The sequence below is a fragment of the Candidatus Electronema sp. PJ genome (assembly GCF_048287395.1).
In the GTDB taxonomy this organism is placed as follows: Bacteria; Desulfobacterota; Desulfobulbia; order Desulfobulbales; family Desulfobulbaceae; genus Electronema.
In genome coordinates this window covers 1-24,410 of record NZ_JBLWEO010000063.1, presented here as the reverse complement: position 1 = coordinate 24,410, position 24,410 = coordinate 1, and the positions used below count along the sequence as shown (strand labels likewise).

General features: G+C 54.4%; 22 protein-coding genes and 2 tRNA genes. 6 read left to right on the top strand and 18 right to left on the bottom strand.

What is annotated here, in order from left to right; all coding sequences use genetic code 11:
* Nucleotides 1-716: 716 nt before the first annotated feature.
* From ACNKIB_RS10395 to ACNKIB_RS10345, 11 genes are all read right to left on the bottom strand, one after another.
* Nucleotides 717-793, bottom strand: a tRNA-Pro gene (locus ACNKIB_RS10395).
* Between the two features lie 82 nt (nucleotides 794-875).
* Nucleotides 876-1,196, bottom strand: coding sequence for an integration host factor subunit alpha (locus tag ACNKIB_RS10390; protein WP_417910484.1), 321 nt, complete (start codon nucleotides 1,194-1,196; stop codon nucleotides 876-878).
* Nucleotides 1,193-3,625, bottom strand: a complete 2,433-nt coding sequence (pheT, locus tag ACNKIB_RS10385; RefSeq protein ID WP_417910483.1) for a phenylalanine--tRNA ligase subunit beta — start codon at nucleotides 3,623-3,625, stop codon at nucleotides 1,193-1,195. Before pheT ends, ACNKIB_RS10390 begins: the two co-directional genes overlap by 4 nt.
* A 156-nt stretch (nucleotides 3,626-3,781) precedes the next feature.
* Entirely contained in the window at nucleotides 3,782-3,958 is a 177-nt protein-coding gene (locus ACNKIB_RS10380) for a hypothetical protein (protein ID WP_417910482.1), read from the bottom strand.
* A 54-nt stretch (nucleotides 3,959-4,012) separates the two neighbouring features.
* A complete protein-coding gene (gene pheS / locus ACNKIB_RS10375) occupies nucleotides 4,013-5,020 on the bottom strand; it encodes a phenylalanine--tRNA ligase subunit alpha (protein ID WP_417910481.1) in 1,008 nt (335 codons plus the stop codon).
* A gap of 2 nt (nucleotides 5,021-5,022) precedes the next feature.
* Nucleotides 5,023-5,376, bottom strand: a complete 354-nt coding sequence (gene rplT, locus ACNKIB_RS10370) for a 50S ribosomal protein L20 (protein WP_417910480.1) — start codon at nucleotides 5,374-5,376, stop codon at nucleotides 5,023-5,025.
* 46 nt (nucleotides 5,377-5,422) lie between these two features.
* Entirely contained in the window at nucleotides 5,423-5,620 is a 198-nt protein-coding gene (gene rpmI / locus ACNKIB_RS10365) for a 50S ribosomal protein L35 (protein WP_417910479.1), read from the bottom strand.
* Nucleotides 5,621-5,701: 81 nt separating this feature from the next.
* A complete protein-coding gene (infC, locus tag ACNKIB_RS10360) occupies nucleotides 5,702-6,253 on the bottom strand; it encodes a translation initiation factor IF-3 (protein ID WP_417910478.1) in 552 nt (183 codons plus the stop codon).
* A 12-nt stretch (nucleotides 6,254-6,265) separates the two neighbouring features.
* The gene (gene thrS / locus ACNKIB_RS10355) at nucleotides 6,266-8,200 is read right to left on the bottom strand and encodes a threonine--tRNA ligase (protein WP_417910477.1); all 1,935 of its coding nucleotides are present in this window, start codon (nucleotides 8,198-8,200) and stop codon (nucleotides 6,266-6,268) included.
* Between the two features lie 115 nt (nucleotides 8,201-8,315).
* A tRNA-Val gene (locus ACNKIB_RS10350) sits at nucleotides 8,316-8,390 on the bottom strand.
* Between the two features lie 245 nt (nucleotides 8,391-8,635).
* Nucleotides 8,636-9,586: a hypothetical protein gene (locus ACNKIB_RS10345; protein ID WP_417910476.1), complete on the bottom strand. Its 951-nt coding sequence runs from the start codon at nucleotides 9,584-9,586 to the stop codon at nucleotides 8,636-8,638.
* 452 nt (nucleotides 9,587-10,038) lie between these two features.
* Between ACNKIB_RS10345 and ACNKIB_RS10340 the strand changes: the two genes are divergently transcribed.
* Entirely contained in the window at nucleotides 10,039-10,500 is a 462-nt protein-coding gene (locus tag ACNKIB_RS10340) for a hypothetical protein (RefSeq protein WP_417910475.1), read from the top strand.
* 70 nt (nucleotides 10,501-10,570) lie between these two features.
* On the opposite strand, the gene recB is transcribed toward ACNKIB_RS10340, so the two are convergent.
* The gene (gene recB, locus ACNKIB_RS10335; RefSeq protein WP_417910474.1) at nucleotides 10,571-14,062 is read right to left on the bottom strand and encodes an exodeoxyribonuclease V subunit beta; all 3,492 of its coding nucleotides are present in this window, start codon (nucleotides 14,060-14,062) and stop codon (nucleotides 10,571-10,573) included.
* Nucleotides 14,063-14,239: 177 nt separating this feature from the next.
* Between recB and ACNKIB_RS10330 the strand changes: the two genes are divergently transcribed.
* Together ACNKIB_RS10330 and ACNKIB_RS10325 are read left to right on the top strand one after the other, a co-directional pair.
* Nucleotides 14,240-14,632 carry a YkgJ family cysteine cluster protein gene (locus tag ACNKIB_RS10330; RefSeq protein ID WP_417910473.1) on the top strand — a complete coding sequence of 131 codons (393 nt, stop codon included), beginning with the start codon at nucleotides 14,240-14,242 and terminating at the stop codon, nucleotides 14,630-14,632.
* Nucleotides 14,633-14,807: 175 nt separating this feature from the next.
* A complete protein-coding gene (locus tag ACNKIB_RS10325) occupies nucleotides 14,808-14,948 on the top strand; it encodes a hypothetical protein (RefSeq protein ID WP_417910472.1) in 141 nt (46 codons plus the stop codon).
* A gap of 77 nt (nucleotides 14,949-15,025) precedes the next feature.
* Here the strand turns inward: ACNKIB_RS10325 and ACNKIB_RS10320 are convergent, their stop codons facing one another.
* From ACNKIB_RS10320 to ACNKIB_RS10310, 3 genes are read right to left on the bottom strand one after another with little or no spacing between them, the layout of a single operon-like run.
* Nucleotides 15,026-16,174 carry a toxic anion resistance protein gene (locus ACNKIB_RS10320; RefSeq protein WP_417910471.1) on the bottom strand — a complete coding sequence of 383 codons (1,149 nt, stop codon included), beginning with the start codon at nucleotides 16,172-16,174 and terminating at the stop codon, nucleotides 15,026-15,028.
* Nucleotides 16,175-16,204: 30 nt separating this feature from the next.
* Entirely contained in the window at nucleotides 16,205-17,305 is a 1,101-nt protein-coding gene (locus ACNKIB_RS10315) for a hypothetical protein (protein ID WP_417910470.1), read from the bottom strand.
* 18 nt (nucleotides 17,306-17,323) lie between these two features.
* Nucleotides 17,324-17,908, bottom strand: a complete 585-nt coding sequence (locus ACNKIB_RS10310; RefSeq protein ID WP_417910469.1) for a 5-bromo-4-chloroindolyl phosphate hydrolysis family protein — start codon at nucleotides 17,906-17,908, stop codon at nucleotides 17,324-17,326.
* Between the two features lie 96 nt (nucleotides 17,909-18,004).
* Between ACNKIB_RS10310 and ACNKIB_RS10305 the strand changes: the two genes are divergently transcribed.
* On the top strand, nucleotides 18,005-18,325 hold the full coding sequence (locus ACNKIB_RS10305; RefSeq protein WP_417910468.1) for a hypothetical protein: 321 nt from the start codon (nucleotides 18,005-18,007) through the stop codon (nucleotides 18,323-18,325).
* Here ACNKIB_RS10305 and ACNKIB_RS10300 read toward each other — a convergent pair.
* Entirely contained in the window at nucleotides 18,322-19,962 is a 1,641-nt protein-coding gene (locus ACNKIB_RS10300; RefSeq protein ID WP_417910467.1) for a substrate-binding domain-containing protein, read from the bottom strand. The genes ACNKIB_RS10305 and ACNKIB_RS10300 overlap by 4 nt on opposite strands.
* A 247-nt stretch (nucleotides 19,963-20,209) precedes the next feature.
* Between ACNKIB_RS10300 and mutY the strand changes: the two genes are divergently transcribed.
* Nucleotides 20,210-21,310 (top strand): A/G-specific adenine glycosylase, encoded by a 1,101-nt coding sequence (gene mutY, locus ACNKIB_RS10295; protein WP_417910466.1) that lies wholly within the window; start codon nucleotides 20,210-20,212, stop codon nucleotides 21,308-21,310.
* A 35-nt stretch (nucleotides 21,311-21,345) separates the two neighbouring features.
* Here mutY and ACNKIB_RS10290 read toward each other — a convergent pair whose 3' ends face one another.
* Entirely contained in the window at nucleotides 21,346-22,125 is a 780-nt protein-coding gene (locus ACNKIB_RS10290) for a hypothetical protein (protein ID WP_417910465.1), read from the bottom strand.
* Between the two features lie 253 nt (nucleotides 22,126-22,378).
* On the opposite strand from ACNKIB_RS10290, the gene ACNKIB_RS10285 reads away from it, so the two are divergent.
* Nucleotides 22,379-24,139, top strand: coding sequence for a YgiQ family radical SAM protein (locus ACNKIB_RS10285; RefSeq protein WP_417910464.1), 1,761 nt, complete (start codon nucleotides 22,379-22,381; stop codon nucleotides 24,137-24,139).
* Nucleotides 24,140-24,219: 80 nt separating this feature from the next.
* Here the strand turns inward: ACNKIB_RS10285 and ACNKIB_RS10280 are convergent.
* On the bottom strand, nucleotides 24,220-24,410 hold a 191-nt coding region (locus ACNKIB_RS10280), incomplete at its 5' end, for a transposase (protein WP_417910463.1).

Sequence of the window (24,410 nt, the reverse complement as noted above, 5' to 3'; positions counted from 1 at the left end):
TTAGATTTTGGCTGTCGTACATGGAAGTCTCCTCTTCTTGAACTTTGAGCGGTTCAGAATAGCGAGACTTCCATATTCTCCCGGAACTGTCAAACTTTCGGGAGTCCCCCGGCAGAGCCGGGGGTTTACTTATTTAAATTAAGGTTGAATTCAGGAGGGTAGTGGGTAATTATTTCAGCGATTTCTTTAGTTATAGCAACAGTATAGCGCAGTCAAATAATCTGGATATTACCGTATCTGGCATGAGATATTTCAGCTTCTTCTCGGACGACTTCTCAAGAGTCAGAGGGATCAAGATAGGCAGCTCTGTGTGGATAGGGCTGTACTTTACATCTACCATTAATTCATTTTCTCTTAGGACACTCCCTAAAAGGAGTAGCCACATGTTTGGAGGGTATAACGATACAGGTGAGATTGGTACAGGATTGATCAAGAATTTAGATGGTAGCGTGCGTATAGGGACTTTCGATGTTCCTGTTGTGTATGGAGGAATCCCTTCCTAATTGACTGTGTAGCCAGCTGGCCTAAGGTAACAGAGCCACCGCCTGTGATATACTTCAGTGGTGCTTGATTCCGCTGCGCTCCCACAACGATTATAGCGGGCGAAGTGGTGTAAAAGCAACTGCCGCGCTACAACACACTACAAAAAGTGGGAGCAGAATGGAGGCTATAGCTGAAAAGGAGGCAAGCGTCTCCGCTCAACTCCTTGAATTTGCTGGTCGGAACGAGAGGATTTGAACCTCCGGCCCCCTGAACCCCATTCAGGTGCGCTACCAGGCTGCGCTACGTTCCGAAATCATTTTGCTGGGCTATATCTACCATTTTCCGGCGGAGACTGTCAACATCTACTTGCCCGCCTGCGCCATTTTTACGCCTCAGTTCTCGTCCTCGTTCAGCAGCTCACGCAAGCGTTTGGAGGGACGGAACGTGACCATCTTGCGCTTGGTGATGGTCATAGCCTCGCCGGTGCGCGGATTGCGGCCCCGGCGAGGTGATTTACCGCGCACGGTCAGGGTGCCGAACTGCACCAGCTTGAGCGACTCGCCGTTCACCAGCGTGTCCTTCATCGCCGCGAAGATGGTGTCCACCATTTTGGCCGCATTGCGCTGGGAGATGCCCAGCTTCTCATTGATGGAGAGCGACAGCTCCTTGCGGGTCACATTGCCCTTTTCCACTTCGACCTTCTGCTCTTTCATACTGTTTCCTTGATCTCCCGATATCGACCGCCAAAGCGGGACATCAGCGAGCTGACTATTTTCTCGTGGAAGCCGTTGACCGTCTCGTCATCGAGCGTTCCTTCACCGGAACGGTAGGTGACGGTCAGGGCCACGCTTTTCATGCCTTGCTCAATCGGCTTGCCCGAATAGACATCGAAGATGTCAGCATATACCACATGCTGGAGGCTGTGGTCAAGGATATCTTGCAGCAGTGCGCCTGCCGGAATCTGCTCCGGTACCAAAAGGGCAATGTCGCGCCGCACTGACGGATAGCGGTTTAGTTGGCTGAAGCTCTTGGCCGCAGCGGGCAGCAGACTGAGCGGCTCCAGTTCAATCTCGCAGAAATACACATCCTGCTTGATGCCGAAAGCGCGTGCCGCCTCGCGGGTCAGTTTGCTGATCAAGCCAAGCTGCTGCCCGTTGGCCAGCAGGCGGAGCGTGCAGCCCGGCTCGGCGTATGGCTCCGCTTGGCCCTGAACCGTTGCAAAGCTGACCGCCGCTGTCAGGCGCAGCTCGCGTAGAAGGGCCTGCACCGCGCCTTTCAGGTCGAAGAAATCGCTTTCTTGGCCGGAGAAGTAGAGCGGGCTGGCTTCAGGGTGACAGCCCCCGCTGATCACCGCGCAGAGCCGGTGCCGTTCAATCGGCTGCTGACCGGGTGCCGTGAAGGTGAAGACTTTGCCGGTCTCAAACAAACGGATATCGTTCTGCTGGAAGCTGAGATTGCGACGGATGTTGTCCAAGAGGCTGGGCAGGAGCATGGTGCGCATCACCGCCTGCTCGTCGTTGAGCGGGTTGAGCAGCGCAACTTGCCGCCTGCGGGCATCGTCCGCTGCCAAGCCGAGCTGGTCGCTGTGCTTCTTGGCGACAAAGGAGTAATTCACCGCCTCGTAAAAGCCAAGGCCGAGCAGGGCTGCGGCAATCTTCTTGCGGAGCTGGCGCAGCGGCTCCGGCTGCGGGCAGTCCATCGCAATCACCGGCAGCGTGACCGGAATCGCGTTGTAGCCGACCAAGCGGGCCACTTCCTCAATCAGATCAATCTCGCGCTCGATGTCCATGCGGAAGGCAGGCACCGTCACATTGAGGACTTCGCCTGCTTCGGTCACGGGAAAACCAATCCCGCGCAGGCAGGCGGCAATCTCGCCGCCGCTGAGGCTGGTGCCAAGCAGGCTGTTCACCCGCTTCACCCGCAGTTCTAGCTGAAGCGGCTCTTTTTTGCCCGGATAAAGGTCAATTCCTTCCGCCGCTGTTGCCCCGGCCAGCTCGCAGATAAGCTGTGCCGCTCGTTCTAAAGCCTCGGTCACGCCCTCCGGGTTCACGCCGCGCTCAAAGCGGTAGGAGGCTTCTGAGGTCAGATTCAGCCGCCGTGCTGTCCGGCGGACAGAAACCGGGTTAAAGCAAGCTGATTCGAGCAGGATTTCTGTGGTCGTCTCGTCCACTTCGGAATTCAACCCGCCCATCACCCCGGCCACGGCCACCGGCTTGTTCGCATCGCAGATCATCAGCGTGTCCGGCTCAAGACTGCACTCGGCATTGTCAAGGGTGGTGAAGTTTGTCTCGCCCGCCAGCGGTCGCCGCACCACAATGGCCTTGCCTGCAATTTTCGCATAATCAAAAGCATGGAGTGGCTGGCCGTATTCGAGCATGACAAAGTTGGTGATGTCCACGATGTTGTTGATCGGGCGCATCCCAACCGCCAGCAGCAGCCGCTGGAGCCACCACGGCGAGGGCTTGACCGTCACGCCGACGAGACGGCGGGCGGCATAGCGCGGGCACAGCTCCGGCTCGGCGATGCGGACGCTGAACTCCGTCTGCGGCGTGAACGCGGGCAGGCTCTGCACCGGGCAGCGCACCTGCTGGCCGCTGAAGCCTGCCACCTCGCGGGCGATTCCCAGCACACTGGCGCAGTCGGCACGGTTGGGGGTGAGATCAACCTCGATCATCGTGTCGCGCAGCTCCAGTGCTTCAGCCAAAGGCAGGCCGGAAGCCAGCGCGGGATCAAGCTCAACGATGCCGGAGCCAGCCTCGCTGATGCCCAGCTCTTTGAATGAGCAGAGCATTCCTTCCGAGACCTGGCCGCGCACCTTGGCCTTTTTGATCTCCATGCCGCCGGGCAGCTTCGCGCCGGGCAGGGCAATGGCCGTGACCAAACCGGGCCGAACGTTGGGCGCGCCGCAGACGATGGGCAGGATTTTGTCGCCGACTTCCACGTCGCAGAGCGTGAGCCGGTCTGCGTCAGGATGCTTGCGCACAGACAGCACCTTGGCGGTCTTGACCGCCTCCAGCCCGGCGTGCAGCTCCTGCACCGCCTCCACCTCCAAGCCGAGCATGGTCAGCCGGTCGGCAAGTTGCGCTGCGGTCAGACCGTCAAAGGAAAGATATTGGCCAAGCCAGCTAAGGGTGAATTTCATAATTTTGTAAAAATTAAGCAGCAAGCTTACTCGTTTACCAAGGAGTTCTCCTCGGCATAAGAGGAGTTCGGCTTGGCAAAACTGCTTTCCTGGTGAGTATCAAAGGAGTTTGGCCGACTCAAACTCCTTGCCTAGTCGGCAAAATTTCTTTGCGGCTTACTCAAACTCCTTTGGTACTCGGCCAGACTCCTTTTCAGGCAAGTACAACTTCTCTCCTGCCGAATACAACTCCTTTCCTGATCGGCAGAACTCCTCTGTTGCCAAGCCGAACTGCTTGGTAAGCGAGTAAGAAAGGAATAGTAACTCAGGGTTATGCGAAAAATACCATAACAAAAGAAACCGGTTCGCTTTCTGCTGCAACCTGCTTGTTGACTTCTGTAGAAGTCTTCAGAACTGCCGGAGAAAACGCAAATCGTTCTCGTAATACAGGCGGATGTCGTCAATGCCATACTTGAGCATGGCGATGCGCTCCACACCGAGGCCGAAGGCAAAGCCGGAGAACTGCTCCGGGTCGTAGCCGACCATCTTCATCACTGCCGGATCAATCATGCCCGCGCCAAGAATCTCCAGCCAGCCAGTCTGCTTGCAGACCCGGCAGCCGCTGCCCTTGCAGATCACGCAGGCAATATCAACTTCCGCGCTGGGTTCGGTGAAGGGAAAGAAACTGGGGCGGAAGCGCAGGGGCAGGTCGCCCTGAAAAATGCGGCGGGTGAAAAGCGTCAGCACCCCTTTCAGATCGGCAAAGGAAACTTGGCGGTCCACCAAGAAGCCTTCCACCTGATGGAACATCGGAGTATGGGTAATGTCGGAGTCGCAGCGGTAAACCTTACCCGGCGCGATGTAGCGCAGGGGCGGCTCCTGCTTCTCCATGATCCGCGCCTGCATCGGCGAGGTGTGCGTGCGGAGCAGAATGGAATCAGAGACATAGAAGGTGTCGTGCATGTCTCTGGCCGGATGATGGGCCGGGATGTTGAGTGCCTCGAAGTTGTAATGATCGGTCTCAACGTCCGGGCCTTCAGCCACGGCAAAACCCATGCCCTCGAAGACGGCGCAGATTTCCTCCATCACCTGAGTGACAGGATGGAGCCTGCCGGAGGGAATGAAGCGGCCAGGCAGGCTGAGGTCAAGCTGCTGCTTGACCGTTCCGGCACCGGCTTCAAGGGTCTCTTTTTTGGCCTGAAAAAGACCTTCCAGCTCTTGCTTGACCGTATTGGCCAGCTGGCCGAGCCGGGGTCGCTCTTCCGGCGCGGCTTGGCCGAGCTGCTTCATGGCGTTGGCCAGTAAGCCTTTGCGGCCCAGATACTTGACCCGGAATTCCTCCAGATCAGCCAGACTGCCGACGGAAGCCAGCCCGGCTTCCGCCTCGGCCCGCAGCTGCCGCAGCACCTCTTCCATGTTTACGCGGAAGGTTGGGCGGCTTTGACCACCGCACCAAAGGCTGACGGATCAACGATTGCCAGATTGGACAGTACCTTGCGGTCCAGCTCAATCCCTGCCAGGCCCAAGCCATGAATCAACTTGCTGTAGCTGATGCCGTTGGCCTTGGCAGCGGCATTGATGCGGGTGATCCACAAGGCGCGGAAATTGCGCTTATTAGTTCTTCTGTCCCGGTAAGCATAGCAGAGGGCGCGATCAACAGCCTCGGCAGCAGTGCGGAAAAGACGGCTTCTGCCGCCCCGGAAGCCTTTGGCTAAGGTCAGGACTTTATTTCTTCTGCGGCGGGCCTTAAACCCGCGTGTGGCGCGTGGCATAGTAATTGCACTCCGTTATGGTGTTGCTGAAATTTTCTGCAAACTGTTATAGATAAGGCAGCATCCGCCGTACATTTTTGGTGTCCACCGCATCTAAGATGCCGTTCTGCCGAATCCGCCGCTTCCGCTTGGTGCTTTTTGAAGTCAGGATATGGGAACCAAAGGCTTTCGCGTGGCGGACTTTACCGGTGGCGGTCAGCTTGAACCGTTTTGCCGCTCCCCGGTGGGTTTTCATTTTAGGCATGATCTTCTCCTTAGTATGTATGGTGCAGGCGCAGAGCCTGCGCTCGAATATCGCGTACTGGTTGCTGTTTTTGCTGAATACTCAGGGCTTAGGCCCGACAAACATGATCATAAACCGGCCTTCCATAGTCGGTTCTTGAAGAATGACGCAATGTTCCCGCAGGGCATCGGCGATTCTTTTGATCGCCTCCATGCCAACAGTCTGGGCATGGACAATTTCTCGCCCACGGAACTGCATGGTCACTTTGACCTTGTTTTTCTTTTCAACAAATTTCAGGATGTTCTTGATCTTGAAATCCAAGTCGTGTTCCTCGGTTTTAGGCCGGAACTTGATTTCCTTGGTCTCGATCACCGTCTGCTTTTTCTTAGCTTCCTGCTGCTTCTTTTTCAGCTCGTAGCGGTATTTGTCAAAATTCATCACCCGGCAGACCGGCGGCTTGGCCTTGTCGGAAATTTCCACCAGATCCATGCCTTGCTCTTCAGCAATCTGCCTGGCCCGTGATGAGGAGACAATCCCAATCTGCTCGCCATCGTCACCGAGTAGGCGGACTTCAGGATAGCGGATATCCTCATTAATTCTGACTTTGAGTTCCTGACTCTGCGCGCCTTTCTTGGGTTTCCGTTTGTTATCCATTATCTCCGTCTGTCAGACTGCTGTTTCTTCGCATTCCCGGCACACCAAGGCCGAAAATTCCTGCGGTGACATGGGCGGCAAATTCTCGCCGCTGCGCTTGCGCACCGTGATCATGCCGTCCTGCATCTCGCGGTCGCCCGCGATCAGCATATACGGCACCTTCATCAACTGCGCTTCCCGAATTTTGTAATTGAGCTTTTCGTTGCGCAGATCAACTTCTGCCCGGATGCCTGCTTTGCGCAGCTCGGCCAGCACTTGGCCGCAGTATTCGGCCTGGCTGTCAGTGATGTTCATGATCCGAGCCTGCTCCGGGGCCAACCAGAGCGGGAAGGCTCCGGCGTAATGCTCGATCAACACCCCGATAAAACGCTCCAACGAACCCATCAGGGCGCGGTGAATCATGATCGGCTGATGCTCCGCACCGTCCTGTCCGGTATAGGTCATGCCAAAGCGTTCTGGCAGGTTGAAATCTACCTGAATGGTGGAACACTGCCACGAGCGTTCGAGCTGATCTTTGATCTTGATGTCAATCTTGGGGCCGTAGAACACGCCCTCGCCGGGATCAACCGAATAGGCCAGCCCCTTTTTGTCCATCGCCTGCTGAAGTGCCCGCGTGGCCAGCTCCCAATTCTCGTCGCTACCCACGTATTTGGCGGGCCGAGTGGAGAGATAAACATCATACTCGCTGAAACCGAAGGTCTTGAGGACGTGCAGGTTCAGGTCAATGATGTTGAAAATCTCTTCTTCGAGCTGATCAGGGCGACAGAAGATGTGCGCATCATCCTGAGTGAAGCCGCGCACCCGCATTAGGCCGTGCAATGCGCCTGCTCGTTCGTAGCGATAGACGGTACCTAACTCGCACCAGCGGATGGGAAACTCGCGGTAGCTGTGCGGCTCGGCCTTATACACCCCGATATGGAAGGGGCAGTTCATTGGCTTGAGCTGATAGGCCACTTCGTCGATATCCATAGCCGAATACATGTTCTCAGCGTAGAAATCCAAGTGACCAGAGGTCTTCCACAAGTCCTGCCGGGCAATATGTGGGGTGTAGAGGAGCTGGTAGCCATTTTGATAATGGGCATCCTTCCAGTAGTCCTCGATCAGCCGCCGCAACAGGGCACCGCGTGGCTGCCAAAGAATCAAGCCTGGCCCGATCTCATCCTGAATGGTGAAGAGCTTCAGTTCTTTGCCCAACCTGCGATGATCGCGCCGCTTGGCCTCTTCAATTCGCTCTAAATACTGCTTCAGTTCTTTCGCGTCAAAAAAGGCAGTGCCGTAGATGCGCGTCAGCATCGGGTTCTTTTCATCGCCCCGCCAATAGGAACCAGCCACGCGCAGCAGCTTGAAGCTTTTCAGCCAGGAGGTGTCGGGAATGTGCGGCCCCCGACAGAGATCAATGAACTCACCCTGCTGATAGAGGGAAACCATTGTCTCGCCCTTTGCCTCTAAATCTTTCAGCAGCTCGACCTTGTAGGTTTCGTTTTGCTGGGCAAAGAAATCAACTGCCTCAGCAATCGGCAGTTCCCGGCGAGAGAAAGGTAAGGCTGCCTTGACAAGAGCGGCCATCTTTTCTTCAATCGCCGCAAAATCGTCGGGTGTGAACGCAGGCTGCCGGTCGAAATCGTAATAATAGCCGTCCTCGATAGCCGGGCCGATGGTAACTTTTACATCTTGCCCAAATAGCTCCTTAACTGCCTGCGCCATGATATGGGCTGCCGAATGGCGCAGGATATGCAGAGCTTCTTCCGACTCAGCGAAGATCAACTCCAGCGCGACATCTTCATGCAACGGTGCAGACAAATCAAGCACCTTGCCGTTGCAGCGCACCGCGATAGATTGCTTGCGCTGCTTGCCAGAGACCAGCTCTTTGAGCGTGTCTTGGGCAGCAATGCCGACCGGAAAGGTTTTCGCTTCGCCGCCGGATATGGAAACTGCAATCGAGGTCATACTTCTTGCCAATAACCAGCCTGTTAAATAAAAGAAAGGCAAAAAAGGAAAGGCTAATAAGCCAGACGCTGCTTCATCTGACCTTTAGCCTTTATGCCCTAGTACGCTTAAAAATTGGTAGGCACGGGCGGTTTCGAACCGCCGACCTCTACCGTGTCAAGGTAGCGCTCTCCCACTGAGCTACGCGCCTGCAAGGTTTTCTTATCTTTCGGGACCGATTGCCCCGCGCTGTCTGCGTCAGGTTGCAACATATTACGGCATCAAGAATGAAAAGTCAATTACCAGTAAACAGGGGTCTCTGTCAAGAAAAAATAGATGGGCTAGTGATTTTCTTGCATCTGTCTCTTGCAGACAAAAGGCGGAAAGCCCAGCCACTCTCTGACTGAGCTTTCCGCCTTTGTTCAGACTGAAGAGGTAGAATGCCCCTTGTTCAGCTTAGAAGCGGCAACGCAAACCAGCCCCGAAACGACCATACTCGCCGAGGGCATCAAACTCATCTATTCCAGAGCGGGCCTCGAAGAACAGCGAAGCATTAAAGGTTTCTGGCCGACCATAGATGCGGGCACCGATATTGGCGATCACATCCACATCGGTGTCCTCAGCTTCCAGGTTATCATCCCCTGAGGTAATCCAGCCACCCAAACCAACTCCGACAAAGGCCTGCGACCACTGATTGCCAAACATAAAACGGAACCAGTCATACTGGAGAAGGAAATCCACCAGAATCGCATCGTCGCCGTCAGTGCCGTCCAGATGCGGCGCACCGCCGACCATTGCCAAGAAGGAGAGGCGATCACTCAGAGAATGCTCGATGCCTGCGCGCAGCAGCAGGTAATCAGCCGGATCAGACTGTTTCAGGTAGCCAATATCAGCGACAAAGCGGAAACCAAAGCAGGAGAGGCAGCCGGTCTGCCCGTTGCCGCCGCTGTTGCCATTGATAACCTCTTTCAGGGCCAGATTGCCACAGGCCAGAGGCACGGCGAACACGTATTGCACCCCGTTGCTATAGATGGAGAACTCATAAGCGGCAATGCTTCTCCTTCCACCCCAGACCATGTCTTTGACTACTCGCACGGACCCATAGCCACCATTGTCTTTAGACAACATCCAGAGAAAATTCTGGCCTGGCAAATAGTCCACCCGTCTTACTGGAACCTGGGAAAACTGGGCCATCAGCGGCTGATACAGTTCAGGGTAGCCTGCCTGATACATACCGTCCCGGATATCCTCCTGGGCCACCTGCATCATGGATCTGAGATCAGAAACTGAGGTCAGAGGCGGTTGGTAGAACGGATTGCGTCGCACGTTGGTCACTGTGACCGCTTGGGCGGCGCACACAGACAGAACCAGCAGCAAGGCGGCTTGCAGCAAAACTTTGAGCTTCATTGTTCATCCCTCCTTCCTTCTTGTGTTGAAGTTTCCCGACTTGAAACATCCTATCCAGAGCGACATCCGCCCTGCACAGACCGCTATGTCGAGAAATTTAAATTTTTGTATTTTGTATTTATATAGGTTCCACCTCAATTTCGCAAGGCAAAAGATTTAGGTTGGGAGAAAAATATGCCACAGGGGGAGGTTTGCCGCAACTGCTCGATTTGAGCAAAGCAGCATTTCTTCTTTCCTGTTTTCTTTAAAGGAGAAAGGAAGGATTGCCCCCAAAGACACGTTTACTAGAGCAACGCAGCTTACCACTCTATGGTACATGCGCATATAAAAAACCTTGACTTCTCCGCTAGAAACACCTATCCATTTAACTAAGACCAAGTGCGCTTTGGTTTTGCCGCAGCTGGGAAAGACCCTCTTTATCAACCGCAGCAATGAAAAAAGGAGAACTTATCATGGCCACTATTGTGAATCCAACTTTGACTGTTGAAGATTTTTCAACAGACACTGTAAAGGTAACAATCAAATATACTCTATTTCAGCATCCTCTTGAATATTGGGCTAGAACAGTCTATCGAGAAGAAATTTGTCTGATCGGTGATGATGCTCCTCACAATCCAGCTCCGCCAGACTTCTCGTCAGATATTATCGTTCATGTTTTTCCATACTACACAGTCGTGAATCCTTACATGGATCGATTTCCTCCGCCGATCTTTGTCTTTGATCGAGTGCGGGTCAGAATTGTCGCCAAGGCAGCGATGAATGAAGATCCTGGTTTTACTAACCTTGGCTTACCCAAACCAGACGAAGTATTTGGGCTAATTCTCTTACGAACGGTTGCTAATCCAGTAGAATGGCCGCCGATTCCAAAGGAAACCAGTGCCCAGACCAACACAGTCCACGGCATCTGGGGATGAGAAAATAGTAAGCCAAGCCGCCGCCCAAGCCAGGGCTGTCGAGCGCACCGTCGGTCCTGGCTGGTAAAATTTAGCCTACTTTATTCCCACCACAGCAGCGATCCAAACCATCAATCAGGGCCAACAGAGGCCTGGCCCTGAATACCCCGCAGCCCAGTTCCTGCTTTGCTTGCATCCCGCGCAAAAAAAGATAGAAGACTCCACCGAAATGCTGCTCATAGCTATACTCCTGGATTCGTCTGGCCAGAAAGCGGTGTAACGCCACTGTATAGATGAGATATTGGAGATCATAGCGGTGAGCCTGCATGGCCACGGCCAGTTGTTCTGGGCTGTAGTCTGCAGCTTGGTTGCCTAGGTAGTTGGATTTGTAATCAGCGAGGTAATACTTGCCCTGCCAGCAAAAAAACAGATCAATAAAGCCGGTCATGAGGCCGTGCAAGGTGCCGCTTTGGTCTGGCAGAGGCGCAAAGCCGAACTGCCGCAGTACCCGGTTGAATTGGTCGAGCCGAAGGGATTCTAGCGGAAAATAAAAGGACATTTCATTCACCCGTTCGCTCTCCTTCAGCTTAGAAAGCGAGAAGCCTGGCAGCAAGGTGGTGTGTACGACATCCTGAATCCACTTGCTGACCACTGGCAGCCAAGAGGCCGCAAACCCAGCCCGCTCGAGCTGGCTGCGAATCATCGCTTCCTGGCCGCTGGCCTCACTGAAACTGATCTGCTCCAGAATCACATGCAGACAAGTGCCTGCGGCTGCGCCTTTAGGAAAACCGAATACGTCGTCTTGGCCCGCAGTCAGGCTCTTTTCCTCGGTGATCTCATCATGATCTGGCTGCTCTGGCAGGGCATCCTTGCGGGCAGTCAGACTGGAGTAGCTGACCATCTGCCAATCCGTGCTGATCTTGCCGTGAAACCGGGCCACTTTCAGGTCAGCCCCTTGTTCTCCAAAGCGGAGCTGAGGTGGAGAAAATTCTGCTGGATAGGGTTTTATTGCGCCGAGTTGCTGTACGTCAGTGAGCAGCTGGGCGGCAGAGGTAATCTCGCCGCGATGGAGCAGATAGGCCAATGCCGTCTGTTCCATCCCTTTGATCCAGCCCCAACAGAAGTAGCAGGCGTGGACAGCCCTGGTTAAGGCCACATAGAGCAGGCGCAAATCCTCAGCCAGCCGCTCGTGCTCGGCTAAAGCGAGATGCTCTTGGTTGCCAGAGCCAAGATCAAGAAAAAAGCGGTCAGCGCGATGAAAAGCCAGCGGCTTATCAGGCGGACAAGGCCGGGCTGACCACAGAAAAGGGAGGAAAACCAGGGGATATTCCATGCCCTTGGCCTTATGAATGGTGACGATTTTGACTAAATGCGCATCGCTTTCCAATCGCAGCTGCTGATTTTCCGCTTGCCCTTCAGGTTGCTGGAGTTGATCATGGAACCAACGAAGGAGGGCTGCGGTACCAGGCTGTTGTCGGGAAGCCTCTTGCAGCAGTTCCGCGAGATGGAGGAAATTGGTCAGTATTCGTTCGCCAGCAGGGGCAGCCAGTAGCTTGCGCACGGTTTTCTGCTCGCTGAGGAGCTGCTGGAACATCGGCAAAAAGCCCTGCTGCTGCCAGAGCTGCTGATAGCGGCTCATGGTGGCCATGATTTCCTCCTGGGCCTGGCCATCTTCGCGCAACTGGGCCAGCTGCGGGGCAGTCCAGCAGAAGAGATACTCAGCCAAAACCGTCCGCATTTGCGCTAAATCCGACAAATCATTAAGGCTGGCCATACAGCGGAGCAGCTGCCGGGCCTCTTTGCTGGCAAAAACCGAGTCCCTATCCCCGCAAACACTGGTGATACCCAGATCATTCAGCTCGCGACGGATTAATTCTGCCTCAGCATTGGTGCGCACCAACACCGCAATGTCGCCTGCGGCCAAAGCCTGCTCGCCAATCTTGGCCAGACCTACTTGTCCCGCCGCTAAAAGCTGGGCAATTTCGTTTGCACAGAAGCGGGCTGCCTGTGACTCCGCAGTTGCTTTGGCCAACGCCTTGCCCGTCTCTTCCAGGAAGAGGCAGGTGAGGGCGGAGCTGTTGCCAGGCAGGAACAAAGGCTGGCTCTCCACTTTCCCAGTTGCTGCAACTGGCGGAAAATCAATTTCCTCTTTGGCAAAAAGAAACGGAGCCTCGTGGCTAAACAGACGACTCACGGCCTGCACCATTGCCGTGCTGGAGCGATGATTAACCAGCATGGTCAGACGGTTTCGCTCCGGGGTATCATGGCGGGCTTGGATATAGGTAAAGATGTCTGCGCCCCGGAAACTGTAAATGGCCTGCTTGGGATCGCCAATTAAGAAGAGGCCAGCCAGTTTGGCCTGCGTTGTTTGGGCGGCAGTGTGAACCGCTTTGACAATGCGGTACTGGAGCGGGTCAGTATCTTGGAACTCATCCACCAAAATGACCGGAAAACGCCGGGCAATGCGCTGGGCCAGCTTGTCGCCTGCCTCGGCCTGTAGTCCTTTGGCCAAGCAACTTTGCAGATCATCAAAACACAGCTGATTTTGCTCCTGCTTACGCCGGGCGAGTTCGCTGCGCAGATAGGCTCTGGCCTCCAACAGAACCGCGATTTGCCGCCCGCGCATGAGACCTTGCCGCGTCTCCAAAAAATCCTCGAACAGGACGAAAAAAGGGTGCGCAGGAGGCTCGCCGCTGTTCTTTTTCAGCAGGGAAAAGGAGGACAAAATGCCGCTTGGGGTGAAGACCTGGAGCAGTTCCAGGTCTTCACCCGCGAGATGTAAGGGGTCAGCCAGGCTGGTCAGCTTATCGAGTAAATCTGCCGCCTTTGCCAACCGTTCTGGGCCGTGGCCTTTCCTTTTATCCTGCGGGAGCTGCTTGTTTTTCCAGAGCAGAGCGAATATTTCTTCCCGCTGCCATTGTTGCTGGACCTTGGTAAAGAGCGCGGCCAGTTTGGCAGCTAAGTTGGCCAGCTCCTCTTGATTGACGCTGGGAATGCACTCCACATCTTCCCGATCAAGATGCCCACCCAGGGCGTTCAACAGGCCTTGAGGTGATTGCCAAAGGGCCAAAGCCCAGGCTGCTTCGTCCGCAAGCGCGGGATAAAACCGTTGCCGCCAGAAATCCTCGATGATGCGCTGCCGCAGCTGGGCTTCGCTGTCGATCAACTCCATTTCAAAGGGCGCACCAGACTCAAAAGCGAACTCCTGGAGCATTCGATGGCAGAAGCTGTGGATGGTATAGATGGCAGACTCGTCCATCCGGGTCAAAGCATCGGCGAGCAGGACTGCGGCTTTGTCTCGTTCCCCTGCTTGTTGCAGTAATCCGTGGAGGAGCTGATCTTCTGGCCCGTGGCCTTCAAGTACATCCAGCGCGTCACGAATGCGTTGCCGGATCCGACCGCGCAGTTCTTCCACCGCAGCCTTGGTAAAGGTGACAACTAGGATTTCATCAACCGCCAGCTCCTGTTCAAGCAGCAAGCGAAGAAAGAGCAGGGCAATGGTATAGGTTTTGCCGGTGCCAGCACTGGCTTCAATCAGGATCTGGCCGTGCAAAGGCAGGGCTAAGGGATGCAGAGGGCGCATGGAATCAAGGGGTGTTCAGGCAAGCTCAACTTCGCAGAACTGGCAATCCAGTTTTGGACTAGCAGAACACATTTCTTCCTCTTGCGGCAAGGATTTTTTCCCCTTGACTGGCTTTGCGGCAGACCCTATGGTATCGCGCATTCAGCACCAAACAATCTGTCTTTCCGGTGAACCGTCATGAAACCCATCAGCAATCCCTGTTTGACCTGTGGAGCCTGCTGCGCCTTCTTTCGCGCCTCCTTTTACTGGGCAGAAACGGAATCCGGGACACCCGGCGGCGTACCTGACCAGCTTACCGAGAAAATAAACGACTTCCGGGTGCAGATGAAGGGCACCAGAGGGCTTCAGCCGCGCTGTGTAGCCCTCACTGGCGAGATTGGCAGGAGTGTGGCCTGCGGTATTTACGAACGCCGCTCCTCAGTATGCCGGGCTTTCCAGCCTTCTTTGATTGATGGCAAAGTCAACGAGGACTGCGACCGAGCCAGAGCCGCGCATGGCTTAAGGCCGCTTGGTTGCAGCGACTGGGGAGAGGAAGATACGCCCTGTATAGCCGAGCACATGGAGCTGTAAGCCGTTGTAAACCAGCTGACAAAAGGTTGCGGCTCGGTAAGAGAAGGTTGTTGCTCGGCAACAGAAGGTGTTAGCCGAGCAGAAGAAGGTTGTGGCTTGACAAGAGAATGCTCCAGCCAAACAACAACCTTCTCTTGCCGAGCAACAAAGAGTTTTAGCTAAACAAGAGAAGGTTGTGGCCAAGCAAAAACCTTCTTCTGCTGAACAACAAAAGGTTGTTGCTCGGCAAGAGGAGGTTCTGGCTCAACAAGAACCTTTTGTGGCCGAGCTAGAACCTTCTCTTGCTTGGCTACAAAGGAATGTTACTGATCCCTAAAAGAGCTTTTTACAGCTGAAAACCTTGGTGAGTAAACAACAAACAACTGCTTCTCCGCTGCAAAAGGTTCTTTCCTCCTAGGCGGTCAGTACCGCTTCGCTCGCAGATTTGAGAGCTGCCTTCAGTTTCTCCTCAGCTTCGGCCAATTTCTCCAGCCCTTCGGCCCGCTTCTGTCGGTTCTCGATATCCATCTTGATGCCCTGGTCAATGGTCTGCAAGAGCTTGTCCGTCATCTTTTGCAAGGTCTCCACTTTGACAAAACCCTCGCCCTGAACCTTTTTAACCGCCGCTTGGGTCTCTCCTAGCATCTCGGCAGTGGAGAGCATCAGGTTGTTGGTCATTTCCCGCGTCTCATTGACCATTGCCATCGCCCGCTTCTGGTCAAAAAGGGAAATAGCAATGACTAACTGCTTCTTCCATTCCGGGATCATCATCAAAATGGAATCTTGAATCATCTCCACAATCGCCTTAGACCCTTCCTGGGCGATTCTGATCGTCGGACCAGAAGTCACTGCTGAGGCGCGCGCCAGTTTCAGGTTGTAGAGCCGCCGGTCAAGCGACTGGATACAGTCGCCAAAGTCCTTCAAGTCTTGCAGCTCCTTGGCATCAACGCCGTTCTGGGCCGCTAAATTCTGCCGCTGCTGCTCAAACTGGGCTTCCATCTCAACCTGCTTCAGTTCACCGGCGGCAATCACCACTTCGAGCTGGTCAAAATACTCGTTGTTGCGGTCGTAAAGGGTGTCAAGCCGGTTAAGATGGCTGATCTGGTTGGTCTTCTCGCCCTCAAGTTTCTTGGTGATGTCGTCAATCTGCACCTTCAGGGTTTCGTAGCGGCGAATAAAGGCGCGGGCCGCATCCACCTTGGCAGCCAGCCAGCCGCCTACCACTGGCAGGTTGCCAACTACCCGGCTTAACGCGCTGCCTGCGCTTTGCGGCAAGCCGCGCACGTCAAGATCAAGGATTTTGCCCTTCAGATCAGACATCAACTGCCCGGTTGGCCCTGCATCACCGGAGCGAATTTTGGTCAACACCGAGTCAGTGAAATCAACCAGCCCTTTTTGGCTGCTCACACCGAATGCGAGCACAGCTTGGGTCTTGCTGAAGTCCAGCTTGGCTACCATTTCCTGGGCTGCCTTCAGTTTGGCCGGGGATTTCTCCGCCAGTTTCTGGCACAACAGGCTGTTTTTCTGGTCGGTCAACGCCAGCATCGGCAAATTATCGCTCATGGTCTGTCCCTCCTGTTTGCGGGATACGGATTAAAAGCTGCTGAGGTGCGTGGTTATTTTATCCATCACGCTTGCGCTGGGCATAGGCATGACCGCATCGATGCTCTTAGGCAAACCAACTACCTCGATCACTGATGGATCGTTTTCAACCCCCATCAAGCCGCTGCGAAAGCCGTGCTGTTCCCAGGCTAATTTCTGGATTTCCGGCTCCTTGAGGGCGGTCAGCAGTTTTCTCCCTTTATCACTCAAGGCAATCAGGGGATGGCTGGCCCAAACCGTGGGCACAGGGTAGAGAATCCGCACCTTGGCCTTGAGCAGCGCGATGTGCTCCTTGTGCAGCAGCGAATATTCGACCAGCTGGTTCTCATAACCAACGATCATCGGGTAAGCCCCAACTCCCTGCTGGAGGAATTTCTCAAAGAGGTCGGATGAAGACGGTTCCATGTAGCCAAGCCGGGCATAAAGGTCTTTGACTTGGGGTAGTACGTTGTCAAGACTCTCTGCTGTAACCACTTCACCGTTGTTCAGGGTGTTGGCCGTCAAGGCAGCAAACATATTGCCGGAATTGCTCTTGCTGGGATCGGTGGTGCGGATGATCAGACTGCCGTAAAGCTGGGCCAGGCCGATTTCCTTCCACTGTTTTTTTGCCTTAACCAGCTCAAGCAGCTTGGGCAGATCAATAATATAATTCACGCCCTCCTTGTGCTGCACTATCCCGGCCTTGATCAGGGCTTCAGTGACGATATCCCAGGAGTACAGCACGATGGGAGAGTTGAAAATGTCTGCTGACTGCTGGAGTCTCATGCCGGAGCTGGAACTTTTGAACGACTCAACGTTAATTTGGCTGGCGGGCCAGAGAAAATCGTCGTCGCTGGAGGATTCCTGCACCATTGCTACGCTGCCTGATCTTTTAACATTCACCCGCAGCCCTTGCTCGAGCAGCAGCTGCGTGACCTTTTCCGATTGCAGGAAGGCGATCTTTTCTGAACCTGCCCGGCCAGTCACCATGACCGCCTCTTTCTTGGCAACACTGTTGCCGCTCAGGGTAGAAATCTTCTCCTTGCCGAGTGTGAAAAAGGCCGCAGCCACAACCACGGCCAGCAGAATGAGCAGTCCTAAAAATTTTTGCATATTGTTCTCCTTGCGGTTTCAGTCAAAGTCGAGCAGATTGTCAAAGGTTTTGGCACTGGTGCTGAGATCAAGGGCATCATTCTCCAACAGGCGGTGGTGCATCTCTTCAAACTTGGCCACGGCCTTGGTCACGGCTTTTTCCGTTTCCTCTAATGCCCGCGTGGTTTGGGGTGACTGGGTTTTCTGGCTGGCAAGGTCGATGTAGCCGGCTAGAATCTCGTGCAATCGCTGAAGACGGTCAGGCAAAGCCTGGGCCATTCGCATATCCTGCGGGTCTTTGGTGAAATTAACCAGCAGCTCATCGCCCAGCTCGCAGAGGTGCAGCACGGTTTTTTTAAAGGTCAGATTTTTGACCGCTTCCGCGTCTTCTTTCACCAAGGACAGAGCCAAGCGACACTGCGAGAGGTAGCTGTCAAAAGCTTCTTGCGAGACCCCTTCTGGCAGTACGGCTAACACCTTCCGATGCTCTGGCGGGAAAAGCAGGCGAATGCCCACGTATGCGCCGACCGCCAGTGCAAGACTTAGCCACCAAAATGTCCCTTGAAAAAGCAGTAGCAGGAAGAGAAAGGCTGCACCGATGCCGGAGACGAGTTCTTTGATCATAGCAGGCTAAATTCAGACCCTCCAAGACGGCACGGGCACGTCCGTAAGCTGTTCTGGGATATCCCAAACGAGGTTTTGGATGTTCCGAGTCTCGTTATGGACATTCCAAACGAGATACCGGACGTTCCCGGCGTGATTCGGAACATCCTTGATGACATTTCGAATGTCCAAAACCTCCTCGGAAATGTCCGTAACGACGTTTGGTACGTTCCAAGTGAGATTTTGGATGTTCTCAAGCTCGTCGGGAACATCAAGGAAGAGGTTTTTGACATCCTAAACGTCGTTATGGACATCCAGAATGAGCTGGCGAACGTCCGCAACGAGCTTGCTAATCTTGCAAAGCCGATCCTGAACATCCAAAAGCTCCTTGCGGACGTTCCAAAACAGTTTCTGAAATGCGGACTGAGCTGCATTTAATTGTAACCCTTCGCTTCCCGGAACGCCTGCACCACATCTTTGCGGCCATCAAACATCCGGCCTGACATGGCCTCGGCCAAAGCCTTCATCTGCTCGGGCTGGGCATCCCCAAAGAGGATAGTGAAGACCGGGACATCCTTGCCAAGGCCAGTGCCTTGCAGCATGGCATTGAACTGCGGCAGGCCGCCTTCGCTCATGCCGTCACTCATCACGATGACAGCGGCGTGATATTTGCCAGATTCCGCTTGGAACTTCATCATCTTCATTGCTTCTGCTGCGGCCACGTACATATTGGTGCCGCCACCAGGTTCTAAGGCCTCTACTTTGGCCAACAGCTCGCCCAATACCTGCGGATCATTGCCCTGCGCCTGCAAAGAGTTCAGCACATCACTGTTAAAGGGCACGACAATGGTCAGATCCTCTGGCGAACCTTGGAGGAGGTACTCCTTGGCAATGCGCTGATCGAGCAAAGTCCGCATAGCTCGGCGTAACTGCTCCACACCTGTGCCTGCCATGCTGCCAGAGTAATCCAGCACGTAAGCAGTGAGCGAAGGCTTGCGGAAGGCGGTCTGATAGAGATTCAGGGCCTCGGAAACCACCGGCGTGGCAGGGAGTCTAATCGGGGTAAGGATGCGGCTGAGGTTGATACCCCAGTCAGAATTGAAGACAGCGTTCAAGGTTGCGCTCTTGGCTGGATCAGCTTCCATGCCAATCAGGCCAGTGCGGCGACCTTGGGCCTGAATATTGTCTTGCACGGTCGGACTGAGCAGATACTCCTGGAGCTTGGCAAAGGCAGCTTCCTTACTGGCATTGCCCTTGGCGATGAAACCGAGTGGACTGTCAGCGATGGAGATGCCATCCACAGGATACACCGCGTAAAGCGGTTCCTGACCAGGCAGCAATTGGCGATTGAACTCAATCACCATAGCTTCGTAGTTGACCATGCCGTCATAATAGAGATAATCCTTGAGCAGCATGTCTTTCAGCCAGCCAGAACTGCCAGACGAGCGGTTGACACTGCGCAGGAAGCGTTTGATCTTGTCCGCAGGTTTGGGATCATTCAGATGCTCACTCATCAGTACCTCTGGGCCACCGGCAAAGGCGGAGAGAAAGGCGAGAAAGGCAGAGGTACCGGAGTTAGACTGGGTGGCTGAGGTCATGGCAAAGTGGACATTGCCTTTCTCTACCGCCTCCAGGATATCCATAACCGTGACATCCTTCTTGTCCCAGCCGAGTTTCTGGGCAATAGATTTCTTGACCGCAAAGACTACCGGGCTGCGCATGATTGACTTGGCGTTTTTGACCACGCCTTGCTTATCACCTAAGGACAGCCAGAGACTGGAAGCAGGCCAGACCGCATCAAACTGAGAGCCAGCCCCCTTAGCCAGTTCTAAGCTGATATCAACCGAACCCATATATTTGACCTGGATGTCGATATTCTGCTGCCGGGCAAGTTGCTGGAGCAGTGGCTCTAAGGTACTGTTCTCAGAGCCAGCAACAATGGAAAGCGAGTCAGTTGGATTGGACTTTGCTTTTGGGTTGTTTTGAGATTGTGGAGCTTGGTTTTGATCGCAACCAAAGAGGGCAAGAACGGTAAGACTGGTAATTAGGAAAATAAGGCGGCGGAACGGCTTCATGCTCTTCCTCCCGGAACAGGTGAAGGGATTGGAATCAGGATGAACTACTGCACCAATCGTACCGGGAGTTCCACAGAGATGTCAAGTAATTCGTGGCCGGTGTCAGCCTAACAAGCTCACATGCGCCAGGGTAAGAAGACCAGCAACTAGGCCAGAGAATTCTCTTTCCTGATCAGCGGCTCTTGCTTATGATGTTGCTGCGCCGACAACTTGCGTTGCCAGCCACGCGCCAACCTTTTCATGACCGATGAATAAGCCTCTCCTCTTTAGTACAACACTCCTTGCCTGGTTTACCGAGAACCAACGTCCTCTGCCGTGGCGTAAGGACTATCAGCCCTATCAGATCTGGATATCTGAGATCATGGGCCAGCAGACCCAAATGGACCGAGTCGTGGTGTATTTCCAGCACTGGTTGGCGCAATTCCCAGACATCCACACCCTGGCTGCGGCCTCAGAGCAAGCCGTGTTCAAGGCCTGGGAAGGACTGGGATATTATAGCCGGGCACGTAACATCCGCAAGACGGCTGAACTGCTTATCCAAGAACACGGCAGCGAGTTACCCAACAACGAGGCAGCATTGTTAGCCTTGCCTGGGATTGGGCCATACACGGCTGCGGCCATCCTGTCTATCGCCTTTCAACAAGCAATGCCACTGGTAGATGCCAATGTTGAGCGGGTGCTCTGTCGGCTTGAGGATATCGCAGAGCCAGCTAAACAGGCAGCAACCAAGAAGCAACTCTTGCAGCTGTGTGCCGAGCTATTGCCTGCCGATGATCCGCGCAACTTTAATCAGGCACTGATGGAACTGGGGGCATTGCTCTGCACACCGAAGCAACCAGCCTGCCGTATATGTCCAGTGCAGGCCTACTGCCAAGCGTTTAGGCAAGGCACGGTTCAGGAGCGACCCGTATCAGGCCCAAAGCCAAAGAAGATCGACATCAGCATGGCGTGCGGGATCATTGAAGACCAGGGACGGCTCTACATCCAACAGCGTTTGCCAGATGATGTCTGGGGTGGTTTATGGGAGTTCCCAGGTGGGCGATTAGAAGCAGGGGAAAGCCCTGAGCAGGCCGTGCGGCGCGAGATTCTCGAGGAGACGGAATTCTCGATAGTGGATCTCAGGTACGTTGCTACCGTGGTGCATCATTACAGCAAATATAGGGTGACACTTCATGCTTTCCAGGGCCGCTTGCAGGATACCCAGCAGGCTACGACACCTGTACTTCATGCTGCCAGCCAATTCTTCTGGGTACACCCTGATGAGCTAACTAGGTTTGCCTTTCCCGCTGGCCATCGCCAGCTCGTCCAGAGAATACTGCATCGAGAAACCTCGACTGCCCTGCCATAGTAGGCAGGGCAGCAGAATGTAGCCGCCTCAGCAGGCTAAAACATGTGTTCGTTGCCGCGTTCGCAGGGGCCTCTGCCATTATAGTTATATGCACCCCTGGCGCAGGGTCTGCACTGCACAAAGTCCCATTGATAGGCTGAATACCCATGCCTGGGTCGGCAATCCCGCTCACAAGGGCCTCTGCCGTCACGGTTAATCTCATCGCGGCCACAGGGCGCACAGCGTTCAAAGTCCCAGGTAGAGCTAGTATAGCCGTGACGTGGCCGACATTCCCTTGGCCTCTCTGCCTCTTCACAGCGACCTACGCCGTCATGGTTACGCTCATGCGGGGGACAAGGCGCACAGGCCGCAAAGTCCCAGGTTTGTGGCGTATAGCCAGGTGCAGGGCGGCAACCTGCTGGGTGTCCTATGGCACCACAGCCCCCCCTGCCATCATTATTGCGGGTGCCACGAGGGCAGGGCGCACATACGTCAAAGTCCCAGTCATACGCCGAGTAGCCACGGCTCGGCTGGCAGCCTCGGTCATCACGATCATGTCTATCATCTCGGCCACCACAACGCTGCCTGCCTTGACAAATCTTGTACTGGGTTTGTCCATAACTACCTCGCCGATCATCACAGCGCGTCTCGTAAGCATCACCAGGTCTGCATACACCTGCGTTAGTATTGAGACCCATGTGCGCACAGGCTCCCCCCTGGACCTCGCGTCCGAAATCTACCCAGGCCTGGCCTGGGCAATCTTCTCCAGCCTGCGCCTGTATTGCACTCACCGCTGCCAGCAAGAGCGCACCTACCAGTACATTTCTCCCTCTCATACTACCCTCCTCAATGAACGTTGTGCCGCCAGAGAGCGGCGCAGTCAGTATAGATCACTAAACAAGGAAATGTCAAGAAACAAGCCACTCTGCTCTGGCAAATCAGGCAGCCTTTGCTTTTTTACCCAAAGCAGGGTACCCTGGCATGATGAAGCACGTCGCCTTGGTTTGATAAAGCAGGGAGACGTGCTTCATCAAAGCAGGTCTAAGAGGCTTGCTTAACCACTTCTTGCTTTCATCTCCGACATCCACTATGAAGAAGCACCTTACCACAGCACCTGGGTCATCTGTCTGCTTCTTACCAGCAACTGCCGCAGAGGTAGGGCAGCGGGGTTGGTCGCATCTGGATGTTATTCTTATTAGTGGCGATGCTTACATTGATTCCCCCTTTATGGGCATCGCCGTGATTGGGCGGGTGCTACTGGCCGCAGGCTTCCGGGTGGGGATTATTGCCCAACCAGAGCTGGAGAGCGAGGATATCTGCCGTCTCGGGGAACCCCTCCTCTTCTGGGGCGTGAGTGGCGGCTCTGTGGATTCAATGGTCGCTAACTATACAGCTTCAGGTAAACGACGGCAGCAGGATGATTATACCCCGGGTGGGGTGAATGATCGTCGACCTGACCGAGCCGTGATTGTCTATGCCAACCTGATTCGGGCCAAGTATAAGGGGACGCGGTCCATTGTCCTGGGAGGTATCGAGGCCAGCCTGCGCCGTATTGCTCATTATGACTGGTGGGGGAATACAGTACGTCGCTCACTCCTGCTTGATGCGAAAGCAGACTACCTGCTCTATGGCATGGCCGAGCGCAGCGTGGTTGAGTTAGCTGAGTGCTTGCGTGATGACAAGGAGACGCGGCATATTCGTGGGCTATGCTATGCTGCGCAGCACAAACCCGAGGCGTATCTGGAATTACCCTCATATGAAGAGGTCGCAGGCACTACCCATGCACACAAGCAGGCCTTCATCCAGATGTTCCAAACCTTCTATGCGCAGAATGACCCGCTTACTGCCCAGGGATTAGCCCAGCGATACGGGATGCGCTGGTTAATCCAGAATCCCCCGCAGCCCACGCTCACTCAGGCTGAACTGGATCACATCCATGACCTGGATTATCAGCTGGAGGTGCATCCTTTTGATCGCCAAAGGGGACAGGTGCGAGCCTTAGACACCATCTCCTTTTCCATTGCCTCACATAGGGGCTGTTATGGCGAATGTAACTTCTGCGCTATTGCTGTCCACCAAGGGCGGACTGTGACCTGGCGGAGTAGGCAGTCGATTGTCCGGGAAGCACGAATGCTCTCGCAACGCAGTACCTTTAAGGGACGCATCCAGGATGTGGGTGGCCCAACAGCGAATATGTATGGGATTGAATGTGGGAAGAAGCTCGCTAAAGGCTGCTGTCCTGAGCGGCGTTGTCTCTACCCCAGTGTCTGTCCAAATCTCAATGTTGATCATGGGAAGCAGATCGCCTTATTGGAAGAGCTGCGGCGGCTACCTGGCATGAAGCAAGTCGTCGTCTCATCAGGTATTCGCTACGATATGATCTTGGCTGATACACGGCATGGTCTCAACTACCTCCGCCAAGTGGTGCGCCATCATGTCTCTGGTCAGATGAAAGCTGCCCCTGAGCATTGTCAGCCACAAGTCCTGGCCTGTATGGGCAAACCGGGCACAGAGAGCCTGCTGGCCTTTCGTAAGCTGTTTACAACGATGACCCAGGAAGAGGGCTTGCCACAGTTCCTTACTTATTATATGATCGCGGCGCATCCAGGTTGCACGCAAAAGGACATGGAGGAGCTACGCAGCTTCTGCCTGCGTGAGTTGAAGATGCTGCCGAAGCAGGTGCAGATTTTCACGCCTACCCCGTCAACCTGGTCCACAGCGATGTATTGGACTGGCGAGAATCCCCTTAGCGGCAAGCACTGCTACGTAGAGAAGGACGCAAGGGCACGGGAGCGGCAAAAGGAAACACTGACAGGTGCGCAGCCAAACAAGGGACAGAGGAAGGGGTAAGCTATGCGTGAGCTAACAAGGAGAGATCTCTTGCAAAAGCCAACAATAGACCTCCTGCATAAGTCATCGACCAGCAATTGTTAGCTCCATGTTATGTTATAGACGGCGGCGATCAAGCTGAAGCGGAGAGCAAAACGCTTTCTCCTGTTTCGATACCGTTTACTCAAAATACGGAACACTTTGAGTTTGCGAAAAATATGTTCAATCACCATACGTTTCCGAGATAAAGTCCTGTTGCTCGTTTTTTGTTCTTTCTCTAACGGATGCAGTT

Excerpts from the sequence above, each read along its gene's own strand:
- ACNKIB_RS10390 (WP_417910484.1), bottom strand. The coding sequence starts at position 1,196 with ATGAAAGAGCAGAAGGTCGAAGTGGAAAAGGGCAATGTGACCCGCAAG.
- pheT (WP_417910483.1), bottom strand. The coding sequence starts at position 3,625 with ATGAAATTCACCCTTAGCTGGCTTGGCCAATATCTTTCCTTTGACGGT.
- pheS (WP_417910481.1), bottom strand. The coding sequence starts at position 5,020 with ATGGAAGAGGTGCTGCGGCAGCTGCGGGCCGAGGCGGAAGCCGGGCTG.
- rplT (WP_417910480.1), bottom strand. The coding sequence starts at position 5,376 with ATGCCACGCGCCACACGCGGGTTTAAGGCCCGCCGCAGAAGAAATAAA.
- rpmI (WP_417910479.1), bottom strand. The coding sequence starts at position 5,620 with ATGCCTAAAATGAAAACCCACCGGGGAGCGGCAAAACGGTTCAAGCTG.
- infC (WP_417910478.1), bottom strand. The coding sequence starts at position 6,253 with ATGGATAACAAACGGAAACCCAAGAAAGGCGCGCAGAGTCAGGAACTC.
- thrS (WP_417910477.1), bottom strand. The coding sequence starts at position 8,200 with ATGACCTCGATTGCAGTTTCCATATCCGGCGGCGAAGCGAAAACCTTT.
- ACNKIB_RS10345 (WP_417910476.1), bottom strand. The coding sequence starts at position 9,586 with ATGAAGCTCAAAGTTTTGCTGCAAGCCGCCTTGCTGCTGGTTCTGTCT.
- ACNKIB_RS10340 (WP_417910475.1), top strand. The coding sequence starts at position 10,039 with ATGGCCACTATTGTGAATCCAACTTTGACTGTTGAAGATTTTTCAACA.
- recB (WP_417910474.1), bottom strand. The coding sequence starts at position 14,062 with ATGCGCCCTCTGCATCCCTTAGCCCTGCCTTTGCACGGCCAGATCCTG.
- ACNKIB_RS10330 (WP_417910473.1), top strand. The coding sequence starts at position 14,240 with ATGAAACCCATCAGCAATCCCTGTTTGACCTGTGGAGCCTGCTGCGCC.
- ACNKIB_RS10320 (WP_417910471.1), bottom strand. The coding sequence starts at position 16,174 with ATGAGCGATAATTTGCCGATGCTGGCGTTGACCGACCAGAAAAACAGC.
- ACNKIB_RS10315 (WP_417910470.1), bottom strand. The coding sequence starts at position 17,305 with ATGCAAAAATTTTTAGGACTGCTCATTCTGCTGGCCGTGGTTGTGGCT.
- ACNKIB_RS10310 (WP_417910469.1), bottom strand. The coding sequence starts at position 17,908 with ATGATCAAAGAACTCGTCTCCGGCATCGGTGCAGCCTTTCTCTTCCTG.
- ACNKIB_RS10305 (WP_417910468.1), top strand. The coding sequence starts at position 18,005 with ATGGACATTCCAAACGAGATACCGGACGTTCCCGGCGTGATTCGGAAC.
- ACNKIB_RS10300 (WP_417910467.1), bottom strand. The coding sequence starts at position 19,962 with ATGAAGCCGTTCCGCCGCCTTATTTTCCTAATTACCAGTCTTACCGTT.
- mutY (WP_417910466.1), top strand. The coding sequence starts at position 20,210 with ATGAATAAGCCTCTCCTCTTTAGTACAACACTCCTTGCCTGGTTTACC.
- ACNKIB_RS10290 (WP_417910465.1), bottom strand. The coding sequence starts at position 22,125 with ATGAGAGGGAGAAATGTACTGGTAGGTGCGCTCTTGCTGGCAGCGGTG.
- ACNKIB_RS10285 (WP_417910464.1), top strand. The coding sequence starts at position 22,379 with ATGAAGAAGCACCTTACCACAGCACCTGGGTCATCTGTCTGCTTCTTA.